12 protein-coding genes and 4 pseudogenes are annotated in these 23,460 nt (G+C 60.3%); 3 read left to right on the forward strand and 13 right to left on the reverse strand.

Features of this window, described 5'->3' with window-relative positions:
- Positions 1–1,324: 1,324 nt before the first annotated feature.
- Genes JJB99_RS31725 through JJB99_RS31735 form a run of 3 tightly spaced genes read right to left on the reverse strand, consistent with a single transcriptional unit; the run spans position 1,325 to position 5,330 of the window.
- Entirely contained in the window at positions 1,325–3,124 is a 1,800-nt protein-coding gene (locus tag JJB99_RS31725; RefSeq protein ID WP_246775061.1) for an ABC transporter permease subunit, read from the reverse strand.
- Complete coding sequence (locus JJB99_RS31730; RefSeq protein WP_200496092.1) at positions 3,121–4,275, reverse strand: ABC transporter ATP-binding protein; 1,155 nt, start codon at positions 4,273–4,275, stop codon at positions 3,121–3,123. The genes JJB99_RS31725 and JJB99_RS31730 overlap by 4 nt, the downstream gene beginning before the upstream one ends.
- Entirely contained in the window at positions 4,260–5,330 is a 1,071-nt protein-coding gene (locus JJB99_RS31735) for an ABC transporter substrate-binding protein (RefSeq protein WP_200496093.1), read from the reverse strand. The genes JJB99_RS31730 and JJB99_RS31735 overlap by 16 nt, the downstream gene beginning before the upstream one ends.
- A 385-nt stretch (positions 5,331–5,715) precedes the next feature.
- Here JJB99_RS31735 and JJB99_RS31740 point away from each other — a divergent pair, with 385 nt between their 5' ends.
- Positions 5,716–6,534, forward strand: coding sequence for an IclR family transcriptional regulator (locus JJB99_RS31740; protein ID WP_200496094.1), 819 nt, complete (start codon positions 5,716–5,718; stop codon positions 6,532–6,534).
- Between the two features lie 390 nt (positions 6,535–6,924).
- Here the strand turns inward: JJB99_RS31740 and JJB99_RS31745 are convergent.
- Positions 6,925–8,043, reverse strand: a pseudogene (locus JJB99_RS31745) (IS630 family transposase).
- A gap of 1,003 nt (positions 8,044–9,046) precedes the next feature.
- On the opposite strand from JJB99_RS31745, the pseudogene JJB99_RS31750 reads away from it, so the two are divergent.
- Positions 9,047–9,512 (forward strand): annotated as a pseudogene (locus JJB99_RS31750) (IS5 family transposase); the annotation flags it as partial.
- On the opposite strand, the pseudogene JJB99_RS37040 reads toward JJB99_RS31750, so the two are convergent.
- The 5 genes and pseudogenes from JJB99_RS37040 to hglS form a co-directional block, all read right to left on the reverse strand.
- A pseudogene (locus JJB99_RS37040) lies at positions 9,508–10,098 on the reverse strand (amino acid dehydrogenase); the annotation flags it as partial. The pseudogenes JJB99_RS31750 and JJB99_RS37040 sit on opposite strands and share 5 nt — an antisense overlap.
- Positions 10,098–11,762, reverse strand: coding sequence for a thiamine pyrophosphate-binding protein (locus JJB99_RS31760; protein ID WP_200496095.1), 1,665 nt, complete (start codon positions 11,760–11,762; stop codon positions 10,098–10,100). The gene JJB99_RS31760 and the pseudogene JJB99_RS37040, both read right to left, overlap by 1 nt.
- Positions 11,763–12,188: 426 nt before the next feature.
- Positions 12,189–13,421 (reverse strand): pyridoxal phosphate-dependent aminotransferase, encoded by a 1,233-nt coding sequence (locus tag JJB99_RS31765; RefSeq protein WP_246775063.1) that lies wholly within the window; start codon positions 13,419–13,421, stop codon positions 12,189–12,191.
- 13 nt (positions 13,422–13,434) lie between these two features.
- Positions 13,435–15,000: an L-piperidine-6-carboxylate dehydrogenase gene (gene amaB, locus JJB99_RS31770; RefSeq protein WP_200496097.1), complete on the reverse strand. Its 1,566-nt coding sequence runs from the start codon at positions 14,998–15,000 to the stop codon at positions 13,435–13,437.
- 126 nt (positions 15,001–15,126) lie between these two features.
- Positions 15,127–16,532, reverse strand: a pseudogene (gene hglS, locus JJB99_RS31775) (2-oxoadipate dioxygenase/decarboxylase HglS).
- Positions 16,533–16,667: 135 nt separating this feature from the next.
- Between hglS and JJB99_RS31780 the strand changes: the two are divergent.
- Positions 16,668–17,570, forward strand: coding sequence for a LysR substrate-binding domain-containing protein (locus tag JJB99_RS31780; RefSeq protein ID WP_200496098.1), 903 nt, complete (start codon positions 16,668–16,670; stop codon positions 17,568–17,570).
- A gap of 570 nt (positions 17,571–18,140) precedes the next feature.
- Here the strand turns inward: JJB99_RS31780 and JJB99_RS31785 are convergent.
- The 4 genes from JJB99_RS31785 to JJB99_RS31800 all read right to left on the reverse strand — a co-directional run bounded on the left by JJB99_RS31785 (position 18,141) and on the right by JJB99_RS31800 (position 23,457).
- Positions 18,141–19,277 carry a CapA family protein gene (locus JJB99_RS31785; RefSeq protein WP_200496099.1) on the reverse strand — a complete coding sequence of 379 codons (1,137 nt, stop codon included), beginning with the start codon at positions 19,275–19,277 and terminating at the stop codon, positions 18,141–18,143.
- A gap of 315 nt (positions 19,278–19,592) precedes the next feature.
- A complete protein-coding gene (locus JJB99_RS31790) occupies positions 19,593–21,125 on the reverse strand; it encodes a dipeptide ABC transporter ATP-binding protein (protein WP_246775347.1) in 1,533 nt (510 codons plus the stop codon).
- Positions 21,126–21,317: 192 nt separating this feature from the next.
- Entirely contained in the window at positions 21,318–22,175 is an 858-nt protein-coding gene (locus tag JJB99_RS36835) for a M24 family metallopeptidase (RefSeq protein WP_349628995.1), read from the reverse strand.
- Positions 22,176–22,401: 226 nt separating this feature from the next.
- Positions 22,402–23,457, reverse strand: a complete 1,056-nt coding sequence (locus JJB99_RS31800) for an ABC transporter ATP-binding protein (protein WP_246775064.1) — start codon at positions 23,455–23,457, stop codon at positions 22,402–22,404.
- Between the last annotated feature and the right edge of the window lie 3 nt (positions 23,458–23,460).

The following is a 23,460-nucleotide window of genomic DNA, read 5'->3' on the forward strand; positions in this document are numbered from 1 at the left end:
TGGACCTTCGAAAAACCTCCTGTCTGAAGGGTTGGGTTCTGAAAACCCTCGATCCTCTCAGACAGGAGGCGGCCGTTACATAGCGAGTGCGGATAACGGCGTGAGTTCGGAGGACGCGCGACGAAGGTGCAGCCGGCGGCTAACGCCGGGCCGATCTTGCGCGCAATCACTGCATTCGGGAAGTTCCAGGGTGGAATTTATGGCGCGACGCCAATCGGTTGCTTGAGCACGAAAATGCGCTTGTTGACCTGATGACCAGGGATCGCCCATAGACACGGGATCCTTAGCAAACCACTCGATGAAGCTGGCGCCATAAGCGATTTCGCCCTTCGACTTGAGAAATGGCTTGCCCATCTCCGCAATCAGAATGCGCGCTAGGTCATCGGCATTGTCCAGCATAAGCAGGTCCACTTGAGCAAAACTGCTGATCCACCACGTGCTGTGCGAGACGCCCAATCACGTTGCGCTCGCGCTGCTGCATCGATGGCGAGCGGCCGTGCGACCCAACATCGGGCACCGTCAATACAGGTGCTGGAAACGAGCAGAGACGTAAGTTGAGATTCAACATGGGTATTTCCAGAATTGACGATAGATTGCGGACGACGGCTTCCATTAGCGGACGCGCGTTATTGACGTGTGTGCGTTTCTGATTCATGGCAACGCGCGAATATTGGCGGCTTGTCGTTCGGCGCGTTGGCGTCTCGCATGCGCTGCGAGAGAGTGCTTGCCAGATAACTTCTTAAGGGCCTGGCGTAGAGATTCCGCGCGGCTCACCGATGGAACTACCTAAGTCCTCTACTGGCGTACGCGCCTCGGCCAGCTTGTCGTGCAAAACGCGCCCGTAGCTGAGCATGAACTCGGCCACGATATGCTCGGCGCCGGCTGCGACTCACGTCAAACTCGATAAGCGGATCCATGGCAGGCCGTCCACCCAGCTCGATGCGCGCAAGACCCCTGCCTTGCCGCGACACATTTGCACCGGCGAGCTCGTTTAGAATGATCTGATCGACATCAAAGCCGGAGCCGTCGCCACGCGAGATGCGCTTCACCTGCAGCCACGGATGCAGAATTGGTTTGTCGAATTGCACGGCGGCAGGCTCGTATGATATCGATCAGGCGGTGGCCAAGCCGGGAAACGCTCGCACGAATGGAGCCGCTGGCCGCTACCTGCCGGTCTTAGGATATCCCCAAACCTTTCGCCCGCCCGCCATTCCGTCCGTCAGTGCGGCATGGCTTTGAACCAAGGGCGTACGGTCGGGAGCCGTAAAGGGCCATCGAAAGTGCTCACTGGAAGCCATCCTCGTCTCGAAGTTCGGGTGTAGGCTCAGCCGCGAAGGTCGATCGCAGTGGAGCCTGACTTGCGCTGCAGCAGCAGGGCCAATAGCAGGATCATGGTGAGGACGAGCAGCATTACCGTTGAGATCGCCGCGAGCCCCGGCGAGACCTGATTAATCGCATCCTCCCACATCTGTTTGGGCAAGGTCGCCGTCAGTCCGCCGGTAACAAACAAGGCGACGGTCAACTCGTCGAAGGAGTTGATGAACGAGAACAGGAAAGCCGAAGACATGCCAGTTCCGATGAGAGGCAGCGTTACCCTCCAGAATGTCCTGAGCGGAGTTGCACCAAGGATCGCTGCGGCTTGATCGAGGCGGTGGTCGTAATTGCGCAGAACTGAGGAGACGGTGATTACCACGAGCGGGATGGCGAGCACTGCATGGGCGAGCACCAAGCCCATCATGGAGCCCACGAGCCCGATCCTGGAATAAAGCGCAAACAGCGCGATCGCTAGCACCATATGCGGCAGGACCATCGGCACGATGATAATGTTCATTAGCAACTGCTTGCCAGGTATTCTGCCCCTGACCAACACGAATGCCGCCGGTGTTCCCGCAAAGGTCGCGATTGCAGCCGAGAAAAATCCGACAATCACTGAGCGGACAATGGCTGAGATCCAGATCGGCTCGGTCAGATAACTCTGGTACCATCGCCAGGTGAAGAGATTCGGCGGCCAGACCATGAAGGAAGTCCGCGAGAACGAAACTGGCACAAGGAAGAGAACCGGCACTATCAGAAAGATCAGCACAAGTCCGACGAAGGCAGCGAGCGGCAGACGCAGGAAGCCTGATCGGCGCGGCACGCCGGCCTTACGTAGCATATGCTCAATGCCGCGCCCGAGCGCACTCAGGATTTGGCCGAACGCGCCGACGAGCCTGACCGCGAGCTTGCCCGGCGTCCGACGAAGCGGGCCGGCGCGATGGGTGGACTGCATGCCGGTGACTGCCGTCAGCCCGAAGGAGCTCTGATAGGCTGCAACGATCACCAGTGCGACTACGAGCAGCAGCAAGCAGACCGCCCCAGCGAAGCCCCAGTCGAGCGATGTGCTGAGCTGGTCAATGATCAACTGGGTGACGACGGTCTCCCGCCTGGAGCCGAGCAGCGCGGGATTTATAAAGAAGCCGAGGCAGATGATGAAGACCATGAGGCTGGCAGCCGCGACACCCGGAAGCGAGAGCGGTAGGTAGACGCGCGAAAACGCCTGCGCACCTCGTGCGCCCAGCGTGCCTGCGGCGCGGCCATAATGGGAAGGTATGTTCTGCATCGTTGAGAACATGGTGAGGATGGCGAGCGGGAGCATCGCATGGGTCATACCTGTAACCACCGCGAAGAAGCTGTAGGAAAGTTCCAGCTGGCCAATGCCGGTCGAGAGCAGTAGGTTGTTGATGGCGCCGTTGCGTCCGAGCAGAATGATCCAGGCGAAGGTGCGCACGAGATAGCTCGTCCAGAATGGCAGGACGACCAGCAGCACTAAGGTCGAGGCGCCCCTCATGGTCGACATGAGATATGCCACGGGATAACCGATCAGGATACAGACCCCCGTGGTCGTGAGGGACAGCTTCAGCGTGTTCATGATTGTTGTGAAGTACGCAGCGCTACGGAACAGCTTGCCGTAATTCGCAACGCTCAAGCCCTGATCCGGGGTGATAAAGCTCGATCCTAGGAAGAAGACGACGGGCCCAATATAGATCAGCAACAGCAGCGCCAAAGCCGGGAAGAGGAGAGCGGCATCGCTGAGACGGCCGGCCCGCAGAGCTGCCGGAGCGAAAGTAGCCCAACGCATGCTCATCGTGCCTCCGAAACGATGATCGCGTCCTCGCGTGCGAAGAAAAGGTTAATACGTTGGCCGGGTTCGAGGGTCGCTAGCTTCCTGCGAGTCGGCAGTTTCGCGACGAGCGACGTATCGTCGTCACAGACGAGGTCCAGCCGGGTGAGTGGTCCAAGCATGGTAATGTCGACGAGCCGCCCCTCGATGCAGTTGGCCGGGGTGTGCGGTGCCTCAAGCAGAAAGCTCTCGGGCCTGATCAAGACCGAGAGGCTTTCCGGTACACCATCCGGCAACTCGGCAAGCTCAATCATTGTCCCGGCCACCATGACCGACTTATCGTGGGAAGTGCGCCTCGCCGCAAGAATATTGGCCTCGCCGAGAAACTTCGCAGCGAAGAGTGTGCTGGGCGAAAAATAAAGCTCCTCCGGACGGCCAATCTGCTCAATCGATCCACCGTTCATGAGGCAGATGCGGTCCGACATCGAGAGCGCCTCTTCTTGATCATGCGTAACGTAGATAACTGTCACGGCGAGCTGCCGATGGATGCGCCGGATCTCCGCCTGCATCTGCTCGCGAAGCCGCTTGTCAAGAGCGCCCAGAGGCTCATCCATCAGGATGATGCTCGGCTCGTAGACAAGCGAGCGCGCGATCGCGACGCGCTGCTGCTGGCCTCCCGACAGTTCTTTCGGAAAGCGCCGTATCAGATGATCGAGTTGCACCAGAGCCAGGGCGTATTGCGCGCGCTGCCGGATCTGTGCCTCGCTGACACCTCTGACGCGCAGAGAAAAAGCAACGTTCTCGAAGACGTCGAGATGAGGGAAGAGCGCGTAGTTCTGGAACACCATTCCGATGTCGCGATCATGGACGGCGCGCGAGGTGCTGTCCTGGCCATCGATCCAGATGCGGCCCCGATCGGGCTGCACGAGCCCCGCAATCGCCATGAGCAGCGTCGTTTTGCCGGAGCCGGAAGGTCCGAGCAGGGTCAGGAATTCGCCCGCCCGCACTTCGAGACTCGTGGGAGCCAACGCCTGGACGTTCCCATAGTGCTTCTCAAGCTGCTCAATTTTTAGCTTCGAGTTCGGCGGCGGTGCTTCGGCGCCCAGCAATATGGATCGTGCTGACGAAGTCTCAGTTGCGGGGGCAAAGGCGCGCGGGATCACTTCACGATCCATTCGTTGAAGCGGGCCGTGACCTTCTCCAAATGCTCGGCCCAATAGTTGCTGCTCTCCATCAGCATGTGTTCGAGACGGCCCGGCGCAGTTGGCATCAGCGGGATGCGAGCCTTGTCAATGAACTCGAAGGCCTTAGGATTTGGTGGGCTATACGGGACCCATTTCGAAAATTCGGCCTGCCGGCCCGGTCTGGCGCAGAACGTCAGGAAATCGTGGCACAGCTTCGCCTTTGGATTCCCCTTGGGAATGGCGTAGCCGTCAGCCGCCCATATGCCTTGGTTCCAGACAATCTTATAGGGCGCGCCATCGTCGATGGCCGCCTGAATACGTCCATTCCAGGTCGAAACGATATCGACTTCGCGCGAGGAAGCGATCTGGGATGATTGGGCCCCGTTGCTCCACCACACATCGACGCCAGGCTTAACCTGGTCGAGTTTCGCGAAGGCTCGCTCAAGATCCAAGGGATAGACGTCCCTCGGCGAGACCCCGTCCGCCATGACTGCGGATTCCAGCGTATCGATCGGGTATTTCCGCAGACCGCGACGTCCGGGAAACTTCTTGAGATCAAAGACGTCCGCCCAAGAAGTCAGAGCTTTATCTCCATAAGTCTGCGTATTGTAGGCAAACACCGTCGCGTAGATCTGCACGCCCACACCCCATTTGGACTTCGCCTGGGAAAGAATATCCCTAATGCCGGGCGCATTAAGGTCGATCTCATTCAGATACCCCGCCTCGCCTAGGATCCGCTGCGCCTGCATCGACAACAGCGCGATGTCCCAGAGATATGACTTGCTATCGACGATAGTGCGGATCTGGCTCAGCGGCTCGAGCTGGGAGGTGACGCCAACTACATTGACTCCAGTTTCCTCTGTGAACGGCTTATAGAATGCTTTAATAGCCGCGTCGTTGACGACCCCTCCCGGGTCGCGCACCACGAGTTGCTCGGCCGCGTAACCGCGGTGGATGAAGGGAGCCGCCAAGCTGGCGACGCCGCCTACGATGCTCTTGACGAAAGCTCTCCGCGCCGGGCTCAACATCGTCTTTTCGATCGCCATTTTCCTCTCCCTGCTGAACCGTTCTGTGACGCGTGTGGGTACGGCAAAGTTTTTGGACGCGACCGACTTCCGCGGCCTTGGTTGCGCATGTTTCAACAGCACGTCTGTGCGAAGCACAGGGACCAAGTCGGCCGGGAGGTCTCACTTAAGCAGATTGGAGTGCCACTGGAATGCCTTAGCAGGTCATAACCTCGACGCTATCGCACTACAGAGCAGCGACAACTCTCATGTGAGTTTCTGTGCCTCGGCACTCCTGCTCGCTCAGTAACTGCTAATGCCCTCGCATCGTGTGACGTACCATGCCAGAGCGAAATAAACTTGTAAATATTCAAATATATTGCATATATTGCAAGTAGGGGCCAAAAAAAGAGGGAGTGAGATAGAAGTGAAGACAGTTCGCACTGCCATCCAGCTTTTGACGATATTCAGTTCCGAGACACCGGCGGTTACCGTCAGCGCCGCTGCGGCGCGGTTCGGATTGACCGCAAGCGGCTCATCGCGCCTCCTTGCGTCGATGGCCGCCTCGGGTCTGATTCAGCAAGGGCCGGATCGCGCCTATCGGCCCGGTCCTTTGGCCTATAAACTGGGCCTGCTCTATCATTCGCACAATCGCCTTGCCGAGCTCGTGAACCAGGGCGCTCGCAAGATCGTGCTTGAGACGGGCCTGAGCTGCTGGGTATCCGTTCTGACCGGCACCGAGGTTATGCTGATTAGCCGCTTTCCGGGCCAGGTCGACCAGGGCTTCCACGTCGATGCGGGCAACCTCTTGCCTTGCAACGCGAGCGCGGCTGGAAAGGCGCTGCTTGCCAGAATGCCTGCCGACCAGGCCCGGAAACTTCTCTCATCGGGCAAGCTGCCTGTCTGGACTAAAAGGACCAAGACGGACCTCCCCGAGTTGCTGGTCGATCTCGCGAATGTCCGCGAGAGAGGCTGGAGCATCATCGTCGAGGAATTGTTCCTGGGATTAACATCGGTGGCCGTTGCCCTGTCAGCTCCGACTGAGCCGACGCCGATGGCGCTCAGCATATCCATGCCGAGCGGCTCGCGAGGGGCAAACCAAGTCGTAAAGGCAATTGTCGCGCTCAGGCGAAGCGCCATCGAAATCGCCGGCATGATCGGAGATGAATTTTGGGCGACAAGGACTCCCGCCAGTGACACCACCACTCTAACAAGAGAGGTCAAGAAGTATATTGGTCATAGTTGACACATTTTGCGCGCGCACAGGTCCTCTGCTATTGAGAAAAGGAGACCACGAGAGAGGCGCATCGTGGAGACAGGCAGAAAATGAATTGGCCGCGTGACGAAGGAAAGATGCGACACCGTGTCAAGGAGGGCTCGCACTTCGCTTGCGTAAGCATATTCTGCGCGATGCATGCAACTCCGACAGATAGACGCAAAGCGGTCGGCGCACCTTTGTGACAACGCTTTGCCGAAGTGCAGAGTCGGTCGGCTGACCCTGGCGGCTCCTGTCCGCAAACTACATGAGCGGGAGGCGGTTCGTCGCCACAGATTCGACCTCAAACTTGCCGGTGCAAAGGCCACTGTCGCTTAGCTAAAATGCCTAGAGAGACTAGCTAGTGGCTGTGCACAGTGATTATGACTCTTTGGAAGTAGCGGGATAGGCGCGTCCCATTTTGGCGCGAGCCTTGTCCGTTGTGAACATCCATTTCATGCGGAAGCCAGAGGCATTTCTCTGCCGTTCCCCGGCGATGTTCGCAGCGCAGTCGGTTGGGGTCGTCGATCCTGCGATCGAGGCACTGTCCCGCAAAGACACCGATCTCGATTTCAACCATGTTGAGCCAGCTTGCATGCTTGGAGGTGTAGCGGAACTCGAGCCGCCGCAAGACCCGCTTGGCCTTGGCGGGCGAGAACGTCTGATACGAGGCGCCAGCACAGTGAGTTGATAGATTATCCTGGACCACCCGCCTGATTTCGGCATCGGGATAATGGATGTCGACGAGGTCGCGCATGCATTGAGCATAGTCTTCCGGCCGCTCGTCGCTCGGTGACTTTGACCTTGCGCCAGGGACGATGCACGTCGAGGAGAACGAAGAGATTGACCGTGCCATCGCGACGATATTCGTAATCGTTACGTTCGAGCCGTCCGCGCTCGGCCGGGATCGGCTGACGCGCCTCGCCGATGAGCTGCACCGGGCTTTCGTCGAAGCATACCACTGGCCGCTTTGGGTCGGGCGCCTCGGCGTAGAGGTCGAGCTTGTCCTCCATGCGAGCGACGTATTCACCATCAATCTGCGGAATGCACCGCATGTCTTTGCGCCAGGGTTTCATGTCATTTTCCGCCACGCGGCGCCGAACCGTCTCGTACGACAGGCTCTTGTGTTCGGTGAGCTTGACTATTGCGCCTGCCAGCAGCTTAAGCGTCCAGCGGGCACCCCCTTTGGCGGACTGGCACAGGCGGTCGCCACCAGCAGGGTTTCTTCCTTGCCCGTGAGTTTACGCTCCGCTCCGGGGCGCGGTTCCTCGCTCAGCGCCGCTCCAGATTGCTTTCCACAAAGCGTCGCTTGGTCCGATACACGGTCGAGCCGCCCACGCCGAGGCTCCTGGCGATCTCCTCGTCGCCGGCTCTCCGCCATCGGCGCCAGTAAAATCTGTGCCCGCTTGAGCTTGCGGGACGCATGTTGCCGCCGCTGAGCAACGTCTTGAGTTCCGTGCGCTCGACTTGGCTGAGTTCGACCCGATAGCGTACATTCATGGCATGCCTCCTCGGCCGAGGCACGCACGAACAACTGAATCGGACGGCCGGAGTGAGTCCTACGGCAAAAATCTTCACGCCCAAGCAGGGGCAGTACCTGGCTTTTATCAACCTTTATACCCGCCTGCATCGCAGGTCCCCGGCCGAAACCAACACGTCAGCCCGCCGTCGGTTCACCAAATGGTGCTGACGCTGGAACGCGCCGGCCTCATCACAAGCCAGCCAAGGACCCGTCGCAGCATCGAGGTCCTCCTTGATCCCAAAAACCTGCTGGAGCTAATCTGACTGTCGCCAGACGCAACCCGTCAAAATCACGGTGCAGAGCCACTTCCCTTGGAGCAAACTGGCCAAACGCGCATGCCCTGTTGCCAGTCCGTGCTCGCGTGCATGGCGTGCCAGCAACCGCGTCGTCCACAACTAATGCGGATAGCCGTGATCCTTGGCCTTGTCGCATGCCGACGACACCAACCAGGCTTTGGCCTCAGGCGTGATTGTTGGCTTCTTGCCCGGTCGCGGACGATCATCGAGGGGCCGCCAGTGGGCATCGACACAGCGCTGCACCGTCTGATGATAGACCCCAAGTCTTTGGCTCACCGCGCAGAACGAAGGATTCTCCCGGTACGCCAGCAGCATCTGCGCCCGCGATACCCAGGCCCGCCAGCTCAGTTCTCGACCGCAAAAGAGCCGCCCACGTCGCCATCTCTTCATCACTCATTATCACTCATTGCCAATTCGACCGCTCGCCGCCATCCTGGCATAGCACAGCTCCTCGTTTCGCCAACCGCAAGCGAGGAATCCGCCAACAACCCGTCCGTTCCACCAATTCAACCTGCTACATTTCCGCAGGTTTCATGGAATCGGTGGTCTGGGTGGTATCGACTTTTGGGATTTCCCTTGAGGCGACAAATCAGATTCAAGATTGCTTTTGGGTGGCAGTCTTACGTGTGATGATGGATTGGTTTTGAGCGACGCGGCGTGGGCCCGGAGGCCCGACTAGACTAGACGCGACAACCAGATGTTCGTGGAGGGCGCCCTGTGGATTGTGCGTACGGGCGATCCCTGGCGGGATCTTCCAGAGGTGTTCGGCGATTGGACCAGCGTTCGCGGCGGTTCGGTCGCTGGAGCATCAAGGGTGTTTGGTGGCGTATCTTCGAGGCGATGTCGGATGATTCGGAATTCGAATACCTGATGTTGCTTCCACGCTTCGTCCGAGCCATCAGCACGCTGCCGACCAAAAAGTGGGCTGAAGATCAAGCGATCGGCCGTTCTCGCGGCGGTCTGAGCACCAAGATCCACATGGCGGTTCGAGGCTTGGGATGTCCTGAGCGGTTTACGCTGACAGCCGGTCAGAAGGGCTGATGTGCTGCAAGTCGCAGCCTTGATCGAGGAGACTGTCCGCCGAGTTCGTTATGGACGATACAACCTATGACTCCGATCGCTTACGCCAAGCCATCGCGGCCAAGGGAGCGCGGCGACATAGGCGCCGGGATTCGGCAACGCCCGGCTTCTTCCGCCACCTGACGAATTTCTGGCGCAGATCGAGATTGGACTCGCGCTGACGCATCCCGTCGCAGGAGATCTCCAGCCGTTCGGTGCAAACGCGCTTGCGGACGCGCCAGCCGAGATCGCCGTCAAAGCGCGCGAGGGGAAGACATGCACCGCCCGGTTGCGTTTAATCAGGTCGGGGAACGCCGGCATCTTCCGCGAGCTTCCTGTGCAGCAGCGGTGCGTCCCTCAGGAGATCAAGCAATGCACGGTCGTCTTTTCGACGCGCACTTCCGAACGGCCCGCGAGCAGATACCGAATCAACGGGTGCAAGGCCTTGGGACCAGCGGATCGCGAGGGGGCCCGAGCGGTTCTATCAGATAGCCCGGCACCTTTTTCCAAATGCTCGGAATCGCCGAATGCGACGATTAGCCAGCCGGCGTTGCGATAGCTCGCGGCGTCCGTGCCTCCGGGATCGCCGAGGATCGATCGCAGCGCCTCGATGGCGCTGATCGCGCCAACTGCGCCATCTCCGATGATGGTAACGTGATGGCCTATCATTGTGCTCATCAGCGCGCCGCTTCCTGCGGCACAAAATCCTTGCCGACCGAGATCGCCCTGGGATCGATGATGCAGTGGAGGATCGACGGCTTGCCCGAGGCGAGCGCGCGCTCGAATGCCGGCGCGAATTCTTCGGTGCGCTCGACCCTTTCGCCATGGCCACCGAACGCCCTCGCATACATCGCGAAATCCGGGTTCTTCAGCTGCGTGCCGACCACGCGGCCGGGATAGTCGCGCTCCTGGTGCATGCGGATGGTGCCGTATTGCGAATTGTCGACGACGATGACGATCAGCGGCGCGTCGTACTGCACGGCGGTCGCGAATTCCTGTCCGTTCATCAGAAAGCAGCCGTCACCGGCAAAGGCCATGACGACCCGATCCGGATATTGCCGCTTGGCGAGCACCGCCGCCGGAACGCCATAACCCATCGAGCCCGAGGTCGGCGCGAGCTGGGCGGCGAAGCTGTGGAAGCGATGATGGCGATGGATCCAGCCGGCATAATTGCCCGCGCCGTTGCAGACGATCGCGTCCTTCGGCAGGCGGTCGCGCAGCCAGGTCATGACCTGGCCGTACTGGAACGTGCCCGGCAGCTCGCGCGCCTTGTCGGTCCAGGCGAGGTAATCGGCATGCGCCTTGGCGGCCTCGCCTTTCCAGGCAACTACAGCGGCGGGTTTTAGCGTCTCGACGGCAGCGGCGAATGCGGCAGGCGCGGCCTGGATCGCCAGGGCCGGCTGATAGACGCGGCCAAGCTCCTCCGAAGCCGGATGCACATGGATCAGCTTCTGCTGCGGGGTTGGAATATCGAGCAGCGTGTAGGACGAGGACGGCATCTCCGACATGCGGCCGCCGATGAGAAGGATGACGTCGGCGCCCTCGATGCGCGCCTTCAGGCCCGGGCTCGGCCCGATGCCGAGATCGCCCGCGTAATGCGAATGATCGGCGTCGATCAGCGAGGCCCGGCGGAACGACGTCGCGACCGGCAGGTCGAACCGTTCGGCAAAGCGCGCGATGCTCTTGGTGGCTTCATCGGTCCAGCGCGAGCCGCCGAGGATGACGAGCGGCGCCTTAGCGCTGGCAAGCATGGCAGCGACGCGCTCGATGTCAGCGGGCGCCGGCCAGCTTGCCGCCGGCTCGATGCGCATCGCATCGGCAACGGCGGCGGTTTCGGTCAGCATGTTCTCCGGCAGCGCGATCACCACAGGACCAGGGCGGCCCTGCATCGCGACACGGAAGGCGCGCGCGACCAGCTCCGGAATGCGATCGGGGCGATCGATCTCGACCGCCCATTTCGCCATCGTGCCGAACACCGCCTTGTAATCGAGCTCCTGAAACGCCTCGCGCTCGCGCATACCTGTATCGACCTGGCCGACGAACAGGATCATCGGCGTCGAATCCTGCATCGCGATGTGGACGCCGTGGCTGGCATTGGTTGCGCCCGGGCCGCGGGTGACGAAGCAGATTCCAGGCCGCCCCGTGAGCTTGCCATAGGCTTCCGCCATCATCGCAGCGCCGCCTTCGGCGCGGCAGATCATGACGTCGATCGAGCTGTCATGCAGCGCATCGAGCGCGGCGAGGTAGCTCTCGCCCGGCACGCAGGTGATGCGCTCGACGCCCTGGGCGACGAGCTGATCGATCAGGATCTCGCCTCCGGTGCGGGTGTTGCGAATGGTCATGACGGCTCCCTGCAGGCTTTGGCGATGCGCATCACGGCCTCGCGCAAGTTTGTTCGGAGGTGGCGTAGGATAGCCAGAAATGCGGCGCGGACCGAAGCACCTTCCAGGCACGACAGCGACGTCGTGCTGTTCCAGGTCATAGTGCAAGATGCAGTGTCGCTGTCGATGGTCGCGGCGTCCTGGGCGCTGTAGCCGAGGGCACCAGCCAATGATCTCATACGCCTGGATCAGGTTGTTGCTTGCTCGATCTCCTGAAGGTGTTCGTCGAAAGTTTCCTCCTGCGGCGCACGTTCATTGGCCGCCCTCCTCGTGGGGCGGCCATTTTTCTTTCCGACCTGAGGGCTCCACGGTTTCACATCAACGAAGTCTCCAAACACCAGCGCAATTTAGCTGAGCAAAAATCCGCATCTGAGGTGGCATTCCAAATTAAGATAACCGACTCGTCGCATGCGCAATGCGCCTGCAAGCTTCCTCAAGCTCCAGAATCGACGTGGCGTAGGAGATCCGGAAATATGGGGCGAGTCCGAATGCCGCCCCAGGAATGACGGCGACGCCTATGCTGTGCATAAGATAGTCCGCGTAGTCAGCATCGCTGTTGATGCGCGTGCCATCCGGCATTGTTCGACCGATTAACCCGGCGCACCCAGCGAACGTGTAGAAAGCTCCCTCGGGCACCCGACAGGTAATGCCGTCGATCCTGTTCAAGGCTGCCACCACTAAGTCACGGCGCGCTTGGAACGAGCGGCATCGCTCGCCGACGATTTCCGCGGGGCTATTGAGCGCTGCGATGGCGGCTGCTTGGCTAATTGACGACGGACACGACGTTGATTGACTTTGGACGATGGCCATGGCGCGAATGAGCGCGCTCGGTCCTCCCGCGAAGCCAATTCGCCAGCCAGTCATCGCATAGGCCTTAGAGACGCCGTTGACCGTGAGCGTCCGGTCGCGGAGCGAAGGCTCAATCGCTGCCGGCGTCACGAAGCGGATATCGTCGTAGACGATATGCTCATAAATATCATCTACCATGAGCCAAACGTGCGGATGCTTGATCAGCACATCGAGGATGGGCCGGTAATTTGCCTCTGAATAGGCCGCGCCGGATGGGTTGGACGGCGAGTTTAACATCACCCATCTCGTACGGGGTGTGATTGCGCGCGCCAGATCCTCCGCGGTCAAGCGAAAGCCATTGGCTTCTCGACACGGAACGAAGACCGGCTTTCCGCCCATGATCAAGACAATGTCGGCGTAGGTCACCCAGTAGGGCGTAGGAATGATGACTTCGTCGCCGACTTCGAGAGTTGCCATCATCGCGTTGAAAAGAACTTGCTTAGCCCCGGCCGAAACAGTGATTTCGTCCTGTGCGAATTCGAGCCCGTTGTCGCGCTTGAACTTCGCACGGATCGCAGCCTTCAGTTCAGGCGTGCCGTCGAGCGCCGTGTATTTGGTGACGCCGGCGGCCATCGCGCGCTCCGCCGCGTCCTTGACGTGCTCCGGCGTGTCGAAATCGGGCTCGCCCGTCCCGAGCAAGATGACGTCTCTGCCCTGACGCTTCAGCTCCGCGGCAAGGCCCGTGATCTTCAGGATCTCCGACACGCCGATCGCGGACAGCCGGCTCGCGGGGCGGAACAGGGACGAATGTGGTTGAACGGAAGCGTTCACGCCTGATCCTCGCTCACACGACGTCGAACTTAACACCCTGAGCGAGCGGCAGCGTCCGACCATAATTGATGGTGTTTGTCGCACGGCGCATATAGGCCTTCCATGCGTCAGATCCAGACTCGCGGCCACCGCCGGTCTCCTTCTCGCCGCCAAATGCGCCGCCGATCTCGGCACCGGACGGGCCGATATTGACGTTAGCAATGCCGCAATCGGAGCCTCGCGCCGAGAGGAAGGCTTCGGCTTCGCGTAGGTCATTGGTGAAGATCGAGGACGAAAGGCCCTGCGCGACCGCGTTGTGCAGTTCGAGCACGCTATCGAAATCACAGTACTTCATGACGTACAGGATCGGCGCGAAGGTCTCGTGCTCGACCGGCCCGGTCTGCGCGGCCATCTCGACCAGGGCCGGACGCACGTAGTGTGCGTCAGCCGCCCCCTCGATCGTCACGCGTTCCCCGCCATGAACGTCACCACAGGCGGCTTTCGCAGTTTCAAGTGCGCTCTGCATGCCGCGATAGGCAGCCGCATCGATCAGTGGGCCAACCAGAGTGCCAGTGTGGAGCGGGTTGCCGATCGTGACGGATGCATAAGCGCGTTTCAGGCGTGGCACGAAAGTGTCGTAAACGCTCTCATGCACGAACAGGCGGCGCAGTGTCGTGCAGCGCTGGCCGGCTGTGCCCATCGCTGCAAACGCGACTCCACGGAGCGTCAAATCGAGATCGGCGGTGGGCGCGACGATCGCCGCATTGTTGCCACCGAGCTCGAGAATTGCGCGTGCGAAACGCTTGGCAAGCCGCGGTCCGACCGCGCGGCCCATGGCTGTCGAGCCGGTAGCCGAGACCAATGCGACGCTGGCGTGGTCGACCAGGAGTTCGCCGATCTCGCGACCGCCGAACAGCACCGCCGAGAGACCCTCCGGCACCGCGCCGCCCTCCTGGTTGAAGCGCCTCACGGCGCTTCCGAGCAGCGCCTGCGTCGCCAGTGCCGTCAACGGCGTCTTCTCCGATGGCTTCCAGACGATGCTGTTGCCGCACACGAGCGCGAGTGCTGCGTTCCAGGCCCACACGGCGACAGGGAAATTGAAGGCCGAGATGATTCCGGTGACGCCGAGCGGATGCCAGCTCTCCATCATCCGATGCTCGCCGCGTTCGGTCGCGATGGTGAGCCCATAGAGCTGGCGGGACAGCCCCACAGCGAAATCGCAGATGTCAATCATTTCCTGGACTTCGCCAAGCCCCTCCGAAACGATCTTGCCAACCTCGATCGAGACCAGCCGACCCAGAGCGTCCTTGTTGGCCCGCAATTCCTCGCCAAACAGCCGGACAAGCTCACCGCGCTTCGGCGCGGGCACCAGTCTCCACGCGCGAAATGCCGTGTGTGCCGCTTCGATGGCCCGCACCGCATCCTTCGCGCTCGTTTCCTGGACCCGTCCGATGGCTTCGCCGGTGACTGGCGTATGCACCTTGAGCGCACCATCCTTATAGCTCGGCCGGCTCACGCCAAGTTCGGCGAGCAGCCTGTCGACTTCGCCGGGAAGATCGAGTTTGTGGGCATGCGGCTGCAGTTTCGTTGAAGGCGACATGGCGGCTTTCCCAAGGTCGGGTGTTGATTTCAGATCTTTGCAGGTGGCTTAGTGACCACATGCCAAGGTTCACTGCTTGGATCACTAATCAGCCTGAAGCGGCGTGCGCGTCAATCATGTTCCGCCTCAGGCAACGGCAATCTGGTGAGACCCCAGCTGCCTCAGCGCTCGCTCGAGCGAGGCCTTCTCCGCTTCGGCATAGAGTTCCAATTCATCGTGGAGCATCGCACCAGGCGCCGCCTCGAATTGAGCCCGGTTGGATTGCGCCGTGTAGTTTTTCTGCTCATCGGTGCCGAGGTTCGACTGGAAAATACCGGCTGCGCTGACCGGCAAGAAATCTTCGTACACGACGGATCAAATCGCAGGAAGCCATCCGCGATCAATTCATCGGGGGTTGCGGGCATCGAGCGGGGGCGACTTGCTGTGAGCCCGGCCGCTGTCGCCGAATAGCGGAAGAAGGCAAGTCTTCGGGATCGCAGTTGAGCCCAGTCATCCGGAAATGACCTGAAACGCTCCGCGAGTTCGGCTTCGTAAGTCGAGACGTTCACACCCGCGGCGCCGATCAGGACGTCGCGACGGACGGACGCGAGCAACTCATCATAGAGCCCGCGCCCCTTCGCGGTCAGCGCGACGCCGCGTTGCTCGATCTCGCCGAAGCGCGCGGCGTGCGTCCCCGCCGCAACCTCGCCCGCGCTGCGCCTGAAGACGATGGGCTCATCGAACGCCTTGAAGCTGGTCTGCCGCAGGAGTATCGGGCAATTGCGACGCGGCGGTCCTTCGATGACCGCCTTGGGCGCAATGCCGCGCCGCGGCATGCCGGCATGGACGGCATCGATGTCCAGAGTCCTCGGCGTCAGATGATTGATATGCGGGCCCTTGAAGCTGACGATGTCCGCGACCAAGCGGTGGGCGCGATGGAGCTTTTGGTAGGCGGCAAAGTCGACGGTCGCGTCACTGTGCCAGCGGAACGTTTCCAGCGCCTCGCGCACGAACTCTGCCGCTTCCAGTTGGGTTAGGCCGCCTTGGGCTTCAAACACACCGACGAGCTCGAGGACCCGCGGCGTGAAAATCCGGCGAGCGGCCAGAATGATTGCCGCCTCGGCGCGCAGCGCGGAATCTTCGATCAAGTCGAGCCGCAGCAGGGATGTAAAAACTCGGAATGGATTGCGGCGGAGAGCTTCCTCAGTGGTCGGGCGAAAGGCGGTCGAATGAACCGGCACACCCGCCACCGATAGATCATAATAGCCGACCGGATGCATGCCCATGACCGCAAAGACGCGGCAAATGTCAAACAGCTCCTGCGCCGTGCCGAGCCGGATGGCTCCGTGACGTTCGACACCCAACCGGTCGATTTCGCCCCCCTGCTCAAGCCTCTCATGCAGATGAGGATCGGCCCGCAAGGTCTCGGCATTGACGTCAGCGACCAGCTCCAGGAGCGTCCCGTATTGCGGGACCTCCGCGCGATACATGTCGGACATTGCCCGTGAGAAAAGGTCGCGGATTTCATCCGGATGAGCGTGCCGCCCGGCCATCAATAGCTCCGTTGTCGCCACCTGGGGCCCAGGGAAGGTTCACCGGCTATGCCGATTTGGTATGTGCGCAGAGATTAGTCTTGTATTTTCAACTCAATCAAACGATCTTTCCTCAATAGATCATTCGTGCTCGGAATGAACATGCACACATCCCGGCGGTTCCTTCCGTCGACTGCGCTGCTGGCAGCCTTTGAGGCCGCCGCCAGAACTGGCAGTGTCACACTGGCAGCCAGGGAGCTCAGTCTCACCCAGAGCGCGGTCAGCCGGCAGATCAAGCTTCTTGAGGAGCAGCTCCAGGTCGAGCTCTTTGCGCGCGAACGCCAGACCATTCGCCTGACGGCCGCCGGCCAAGCCTATGCCCGCGAAATTCGTGAGGCGCTACGCAAAATCAGCACGGCGTCCTTCAACCTGCGCGCCAACCCCAAGGGCGGCACACTCAACCTGGCGATCTTGCCTACTTTCGGCACGCGCTGGCTGGCGCCACGGCTTCCCAAGTTTCTGGCGCAGAATCCGGGTGTCACTATCAACCTTGCAACGCGCCTGACCTACTTCGATTTCCGAGCTGAAGCACTGGACGCGGCCATTCATTTCGGACTGCGGGACTGGTCCGGCGTTGAGATGGCAATGTTGCGCGCCGAGAAGGTCGTCCCCGCCTGCAGCACCGAGCTAAAAAACCAGTACGGTTTTCACACAGCAGGTGATCTCAAGCAAGCGCCACTGCTCAGCCTGTCGACGCGCCCTCATGCCTGGAACCGCTGGTTCGCGGCCCAGAACGTAGCCGGTTTGTCCGGGCAGACCATGTATTTTGACCAATTTGCGACTGTTGCTCAGGCTGCGATGGTCGGTGTTGGCGTTGCGTTGCTGCCGACCTTTCTCATTCACGACGAGTTGGCAAGTGGCAAACTCGTTCGTGCACTCGACCTGCCGATGGAAAGCGCCGAGCGGTACTATCTAGTATGGCCCCCAGAGCGATCGGCTCATCCGCCCCTCATCGTGTTTCGCGATTGGCTGCTGGCGGAAACTGCTGCCGATCACTGAACGTCGCGAATGGCCTGCAATGTCACCGCATTATGGTAAGCGGGATCAGCTGGAGGTGTTGGCGATGGTGGCGCAGCGCGCCGGATCGCAACGCGAGAAGGGCGCATCCTTGATGAGCTGACGGCGACGACGGTTGGCATCGCAAGCACGCGGTGCCAGCATTGTCGGCCGTTGGGAGGAGCAGGACCGGACTGCATTCGGGTAAGGAGACAGCCTGCGCGAATGAGCCTATCCGTGGTCGGCAGCGTATTCAGGCGCTCGCGGCGCGCTGATCGCGGTGTGGGAGGCCTCCGATCCTTGTGCGCTAAGCTCGTCTTGACGATGATCCCGGCACTGTTGCCCGCGCTCGAGCGGCGTGACCGCACGTTTCCACAGCGCGGGTGCATCCCGCTAAAGGACGTCTACTTCCGTGTTCGCCTCGGCACCTACAAGGACAAATGTCGACAAAGCTCCGGGCTACGAGGTTGATGAGATCGATTTCCTTTCCGAGCGCTGCGACGCGAGCGGCAAGTCCGGCAGCAGGCGCCGAAAGGTCCAGAGGTGATGGTGAGAAGTGTGATCCTTCCAGCGTTACCTGTTTTGGCGAGGCGCCACGCGCGAATAGGCAAAGCCAAATTTTTCCGAAATCCGAGCGTAGGATGTTTGCAAGCCGACTTCGGCGCTGATCCTCGATATATAATCGATAATTTCCTGAGCCCGGGAATCATCCTCTTTCAGCGGCATGGCGTGATTTTCGTTGTTGATGAGACATGGGAAAAATCCGGCTGATGTGATCGCCGTTCCTTCGAAATTGCAGCAGGCAACCATGGTCATGCGTGCGTCGGGGTGAAATGGCAACAGTGGATAGCCGTCGCGCGGGTACATCGCGTATTCTCCCAGTTCCTTCAGTAAATAGCCGGTTTGCGCGAATTCGGGCCCTGGTAAATCGAACACGAAATGACCGAGGCCATAGAAGATTGGCTTGCCGCGATAAATTTCGATACCGCGCAGGAAGTGATGATGATGGCCCAGGACGATGTCAGCGCCGGCCTCGATCGAGACACGACCCAGAGTCTGCTCATACTCGGTTAAGTGGACTGGCCTGTACTGTCCCCAGTGGTGACTAACCACGACGACATCTGCCCTGCTGCGCAGATCCCCGATCAGTGATTTGAGAAGCTCGACGTCTTCCGGGTACGCGATGGTGCGAACTTCCGGGGGCACGCCTGGGTCGTGATGGTTATGAGACCAAATGAACGAATGAACCCGCATCGCGGCGAGCCCCGGTATCGATCCGCGAGCCTCGTAGCCCACCGGAAAGACGGAGGCGAAACCGAGGAAGCCGATTTTTATCCCGTGCTGCTCGATGATCACGGCTGCCGTAGCTTCGGACAGGTTGGCACCAGCGCCGACCGTTTTGATGCCCTGTGAGTGCAGCAAGTTCAACGTCTCGATCAGGCCCTCATGGCCCCCATCGACAATGTGATTGTTCGCAACCGACATCACGTCGAATCCGGCGTTGGCGAGACCGCTTCCATTCGATTTCGGCGCGACAACCCGTAAGCCTGCGCTCGGCGGAAAATGCGGGGCATCTGTGTAGGCGCCTTCGCAGTTGCCAAAAACGAGATCGATTTGGTGCAATAGACGACTGGATCCGAAAAATGCGTCCTTCGGATTGTCGCGATTGATGAGGATGTCGCCGACAGCGCCCAACGTCCAACTGGCCATGATTATTGTCCTGCTTTGATGGAGTGGCCTAAAGACGACCACTCCGAAGGGGTGGCCGAAGTCAGGAAGGAGATGGCCCCAAGGGACCTCTTGGACCAGGCTGGAGCCTGTTCGATCGGTGAGCATGACAAACCGAGGCTCTCCGCCACGGCCTTATAAGTCGGCCGACCGCAATAGACTTTCAAGCCTCCGCGCAGACGCGGATTTTCGACCACAGCTGCAAATCCATTATTGACAAGCGCGTACGAAACCACGATCGCGTTCGAGTTGTTCGTCGGGGCGAAATGGCAAGCGGCCGAATGCCGCGGCTTGACCTCACGCAAGTCGGGGACCTTCTGCGCGCAGATCTCTTCGGCCAGCCACCAGCGCGTGTGAAACGGGCAGCCGGATGGCGGCTCGAGCGGCTCGACGGTCGCCCCTCAGGACGATACGTTCGCTCTTGCGCCCGCGCCTGGCGTCCGGAGCAGCCGATAGATGCACCATGGTGTGAGGCATCCAAGAATCGGCATAGAGATCCTCAGCGTCCGCCAGTTCGACGGGCTCGCCAAGATACATGACACCGACCCGATCGCTGAAGTATTCGACGACTGACAGGTCATGGCTGATGAAGAGATACCTCAGGCCAAACTCCGACTGCAGGTCGGAGAGACGGACCTGTGACTGGACTGAGACGTCTAGCGCTGATCCTGGCTCAGCGGCGACGATGAGCTTCGGCCTCAATGCAAGCGCACGCGCAATGGCAATGCGCCGCCGCTGCCCGCCGCTGAATTCGTGCGGGAAGCGCTCGAGATGCTCCTTGCGCAATCCGACAAGGTCGATCAGATGCTTGACGAATTCGCGCTGGTCGCGGTGCCTCAGCTTCCCCTGGACGATAAGGCCTTCGGAAACGATGCTTCGCACGCTCATACGCGGATCGAGGCTGCCATGCGTATACTGAAAGATCGCCTGCACGTCGCGCCCCATCGATTTTGGCCGGCTTGGCGAGGCCGCGAGAATGTCCTCGCCTTGGAACAGCATCTCGCCGGCCTGCGGCGTCTCCAGGCGAAGGATCGAGCGGCCGACAGAGGATTTCCCGCAGCCGGACACGCCGTCCAGCCCGAAGGTTTTGGCTTGATCTATCTGGAACGAAACGTCATTGACCGCTTTCACCCAGTAGGTATTCCTCTTCAGAAATCCCGACCGGCTGGAATAGAAAATCCCAAGATTGCGTATTTCGACGAGGTCGGTCAATGCGCCAGTCCCCTTACTCGTCTTAGTTGTTGTGCCGTTCAACGTCAGTAGCTTCCCTAGCGAGTCAGTAGAGCCAACAGGCGACCATGGCGCCATCCGGGCAATGAGGCTGGAATGGCAACCGGAGGGCACGTTCAGCGGGTTCGGCACCTCGCCTCCGATTGCGTTCCGCTGTTGGCCGCGCATTTCCGGGTGGGGAATGGAGGCCAGAAGGCCTATCGTGTACAGATGCTTGGGTGCGTCTGTGACCTGATCAACTTTGCCCCATTCCATCACCCGGCAACCATACATCACTAGGACTTCGTCGCAGATCGCGCGCACGATGCCGATGTCGCGGGTGATGAGCAGGACAGCCGCACGTCGCAAGCCGCGCACTAGGTCGAGGATTTGCGCCTGAATTGTTACATTGAGCGCGATCGTAGGTTCGTCGAGAATTAACAGCTCCGGCTCGTTGGCAAGGGCTTCGGCAATTGTGGCTCTCTGATGCATGCCGCCGCTGAGCTTGTGCGGAAACTCGTGTATGCGCCGCTCTGGAGTCGGAATGCCGACGAGTTTGAATAGTTCGACCATTCGCTTGCGAGCATCGGCGCGGCAGACTCTGCTGTGGGCCTCGATCATCTCGATCACCTGGTCACCGACGGTAAAGACGGGGCTTCAGGGACCATATCGGATCCTGAAAGACAAGGCAGATATCGCGACCTCGCGCAACTGGCGGATTCGCACTCCTTCGACTACGAGCGAGCGTCTGGACAAAGACACTCGCGATCTCCGCACACGTCCGACCAGGACGCACACTTTCAAGCCCTGCATTTAGACCCTCCACAAAGGGCTCCGAGAGTTTCTGAAAGCTGGAGCGGGCTTGCCGACCGACCGAGCGAGGTTGACCTGATAGCGATGCCAGTGCGCGAAGAGTTCGAGATTGACTATCGTTGAAGCTAGGAGCGGTTCGTCGGTCCACTTAGCGTGCGGCGCAATTGCGCGTTCGCCAACGCAAAGAAAGGAAGGCGTGCAAGCGCGATCTCCCCCAAAATCGGCTGTGCCCGACGTCTGCTGGTGGTATACGGCAGCTGCGACATCGCATTCGCGCACACCGGGCCCGATTGTATTGATGGCCTGCAGCATCATCGCATCGGCAACACGGCCGACTCCCGCATGATGGAAATTTCGGCCGGGGTCTTCACTTGGGATCCCGTTGACTAGCAAGTCGGCGTCTACCAAATGGGCGAGCGGTAACGCCCGGACAAGGCCATGTGCACGCGCCGAATAGTAAAAGCTGCTCATCTCCACGCAGACTCCCGCCTTCTCACCGAACACCTCTTTTGAGTCGTAGGCAGATAATATGGTCGAGACCACATACCGTCGGGGTAAGCTCTGACGTTGTCGTCGGCAAGATATATGGTCATAACTGCGGAGACGGGGTCCATGAGCCGCCCGATCCAAATGGGTTCGTCGTGATTGAGCGCCACAAGCAGCGTTTTTGTGGGGTGTGAATGAATATGCGTTGTAGCCAATTAGATAATTGTGATTGGTTGGCTCCGAGAGGAACAGGATATCAATTCTTCGCTTGTGGCGGGAGCCAAAGCCTCTTGCAGGTCGCCATCGACGCTGTGGTTGTTGCCGCGGACACGATGTGGAATCCCGCCTCGGCCAGCTCCGCGCCGTTCGCATACGGGCCCACGACGCGCCAGCCGACACTCGCCGGATAGTGGGGGTGCTCGGAGTTGCCAAAGACGAGATCGAGTCGCTTCAGCAACTCGGCCGAACCGAAGGCAATCCTTGGGATTGGGGCGGTCGATGAAGACATCGCCGACCGCCCCGAAAGTCCAGGTGGTCATGAGGAAGGTCGTGGGGTTTCTTCAGAGGGTTTCGGGAATCTCGTTCGTCGGGACCGTGCTCACTGGCAGGCGGCGCGGGGACCGCTGTCAGTACCGAGTTCTTCCGCGAAATGACAGGCCGCCCAGTGGCGAGGTTTGATTTCGCGCAGCTCCGGCTCCGTCTGCGCGCAGATGTCCTTGGCCATCCAGCACCGCGTACGGAAGGGACAGCCCGAAGGTGGGTTGAGCGGGCTCGGCACCTCGCCCTTGAGGACGATTCGCTCCCGCTTGCAATTGCCGGTCACATCCGGCGCAGCCGAAAGGAGCGCCTTCGTGTATGGCATTCGTGCATCTGCGTAGAGCTCCTCGGCGTCTGCCAGCTCCACGAGCTTGCCTAGGTACATGACGCCGACCCGGTCGCTGAAATACTCGACGACGGAGAGGTCGTGAGCAACAAACAGGATGGTCAGGCCGAATTCCTTCTGCAGCCGCGTCAAGAGGTTCAGCACCTGCGACTGAACCGACAGGTCCAGCGCCGAGACCGGCTCGTCGGCCACGATGAACTTCGGCTTGAGCGCAAGCGCCCGCGCGATGCCGATCCGTTGCCGCTGCCCCCCACTGAATTCGTGCGGGTAGCGATCCAGATGCTCCCGGCGTAACCCCACAAGGTCGATCAGGTGCTCGACGAATTCACGACGCTCGCCCGGCGCCATCTTCCCCTGGACGACAAGCCCTTCGGAGATGATGTGGCGCACGTTCATCCGGGGATCGAGACTGCTGTGCGGGTCCTGGAAGATCGTCTGCACATCGCGCCGAATCGACTTCAGCCTCTTCGGTGAGGCTGCGAGGATATTCTCGCCTTCAAAAAGGATTTCCCCGGATTGAGGTGCTTCCAGGCGCAGGATCGAGCGTCCCAGCGACGACTTGCCGCAGCCGGACTCCCCTACCAGGCCGAACTTCTCGCCGCGCAGGATTTGCAGCGACACGTCGTTCACCGCCTTTACCCATTCCGTCGTGCGATTGAGGAAGCCGCTGCGGGTCGGGTAGAAGGTCTTCAGGTTGCGGATGTCCACAAGCACGCCGCGGTCTGACGCATCGGCCCGCGGTTGTTGCTTCGTAGCGGTTTCATTCGGCATCGG

The sequence above is a fragment of the Bradyrhizobium diazoefficiens genome, assembly GCF_016616235.1.
GTDB lineage: Bacteria > Pseudomonadota > Alphaproteobacteria > Rhizobiales > Xanthobacteraceae > Bradyrhizobium > Bradyrhizobium diazoefficiens_H.

Coding starts and splice junctions, on each gene's coding strand:
- JJB99_RS31725 (WP_246775061.1), bottom strand. CDS start 3,124: ATGAGCATGCGTTGGGCTACTTTCGCTCCGGCAGCTCTGCGGGCCGGC.
- JJB99_RS31730 (WP_200496092.1), bottom strand. CDS start 4,275: ATGGATCGTGAAGTGATCCCGCGCGCCTTTGCCCCCGCAACTGAGACT.
- JJB99_RS31735 (WP_200496093.1), bottom strand. CDS start 5,330: ATGGCGATCGAAAAGACGATGTTGAGCCCGGCGCGGAGAGCTTTCGTC.
- JJB99_RS31760 (WP_200496095.1), bottom strand. CDS start 11,762: ATGACCATTCGCAACACCCGCACCGGAGGCGAGATCCTGATCGATCAG.
- amaB (WP_200496097.1), bottom strand. CDS start 15,000: ATGTCGCCTTCAACGAAACTGCAGCCGCATGCCCACAAACTCGATCTT.
- JJB99_RS31780 (WP_200496098.1), top strand. CDS start 16,668: ATGAACATGCACACATCCCGGCGGTTCCTTCCGTCGACTGCGCTGCTG.
- JJB99_RS31785 (WP_200496099.1), bottom strand. CDS start 19,277: ATGGCCAGTTGGACGTTGGGCGCTGTCGGCGACATCCTCATCAATCGC.
- JJB99_RS31790 (WP_246775347.1), bottom strand. CDS start 21,125: ATGATCGAGGCCCACAGCAGAGTCTGCCGCGCCGATGCTCGCAAGCGA.
- JJB99_RS36835 (WP_349628995.1), bottom strand. CDS start 22,175: ATGCGAACGGCGCGGAGCTGGCCGAGGCGGGATTCCACATCGTGTCCG.
- JJB99_RS31800 (WP_246775064.1), bottom strand. CDS start 23,457: ATGCCGAATGAAACCGCTACGAAGCAACAACCGCGGGCCGATGCGTCA.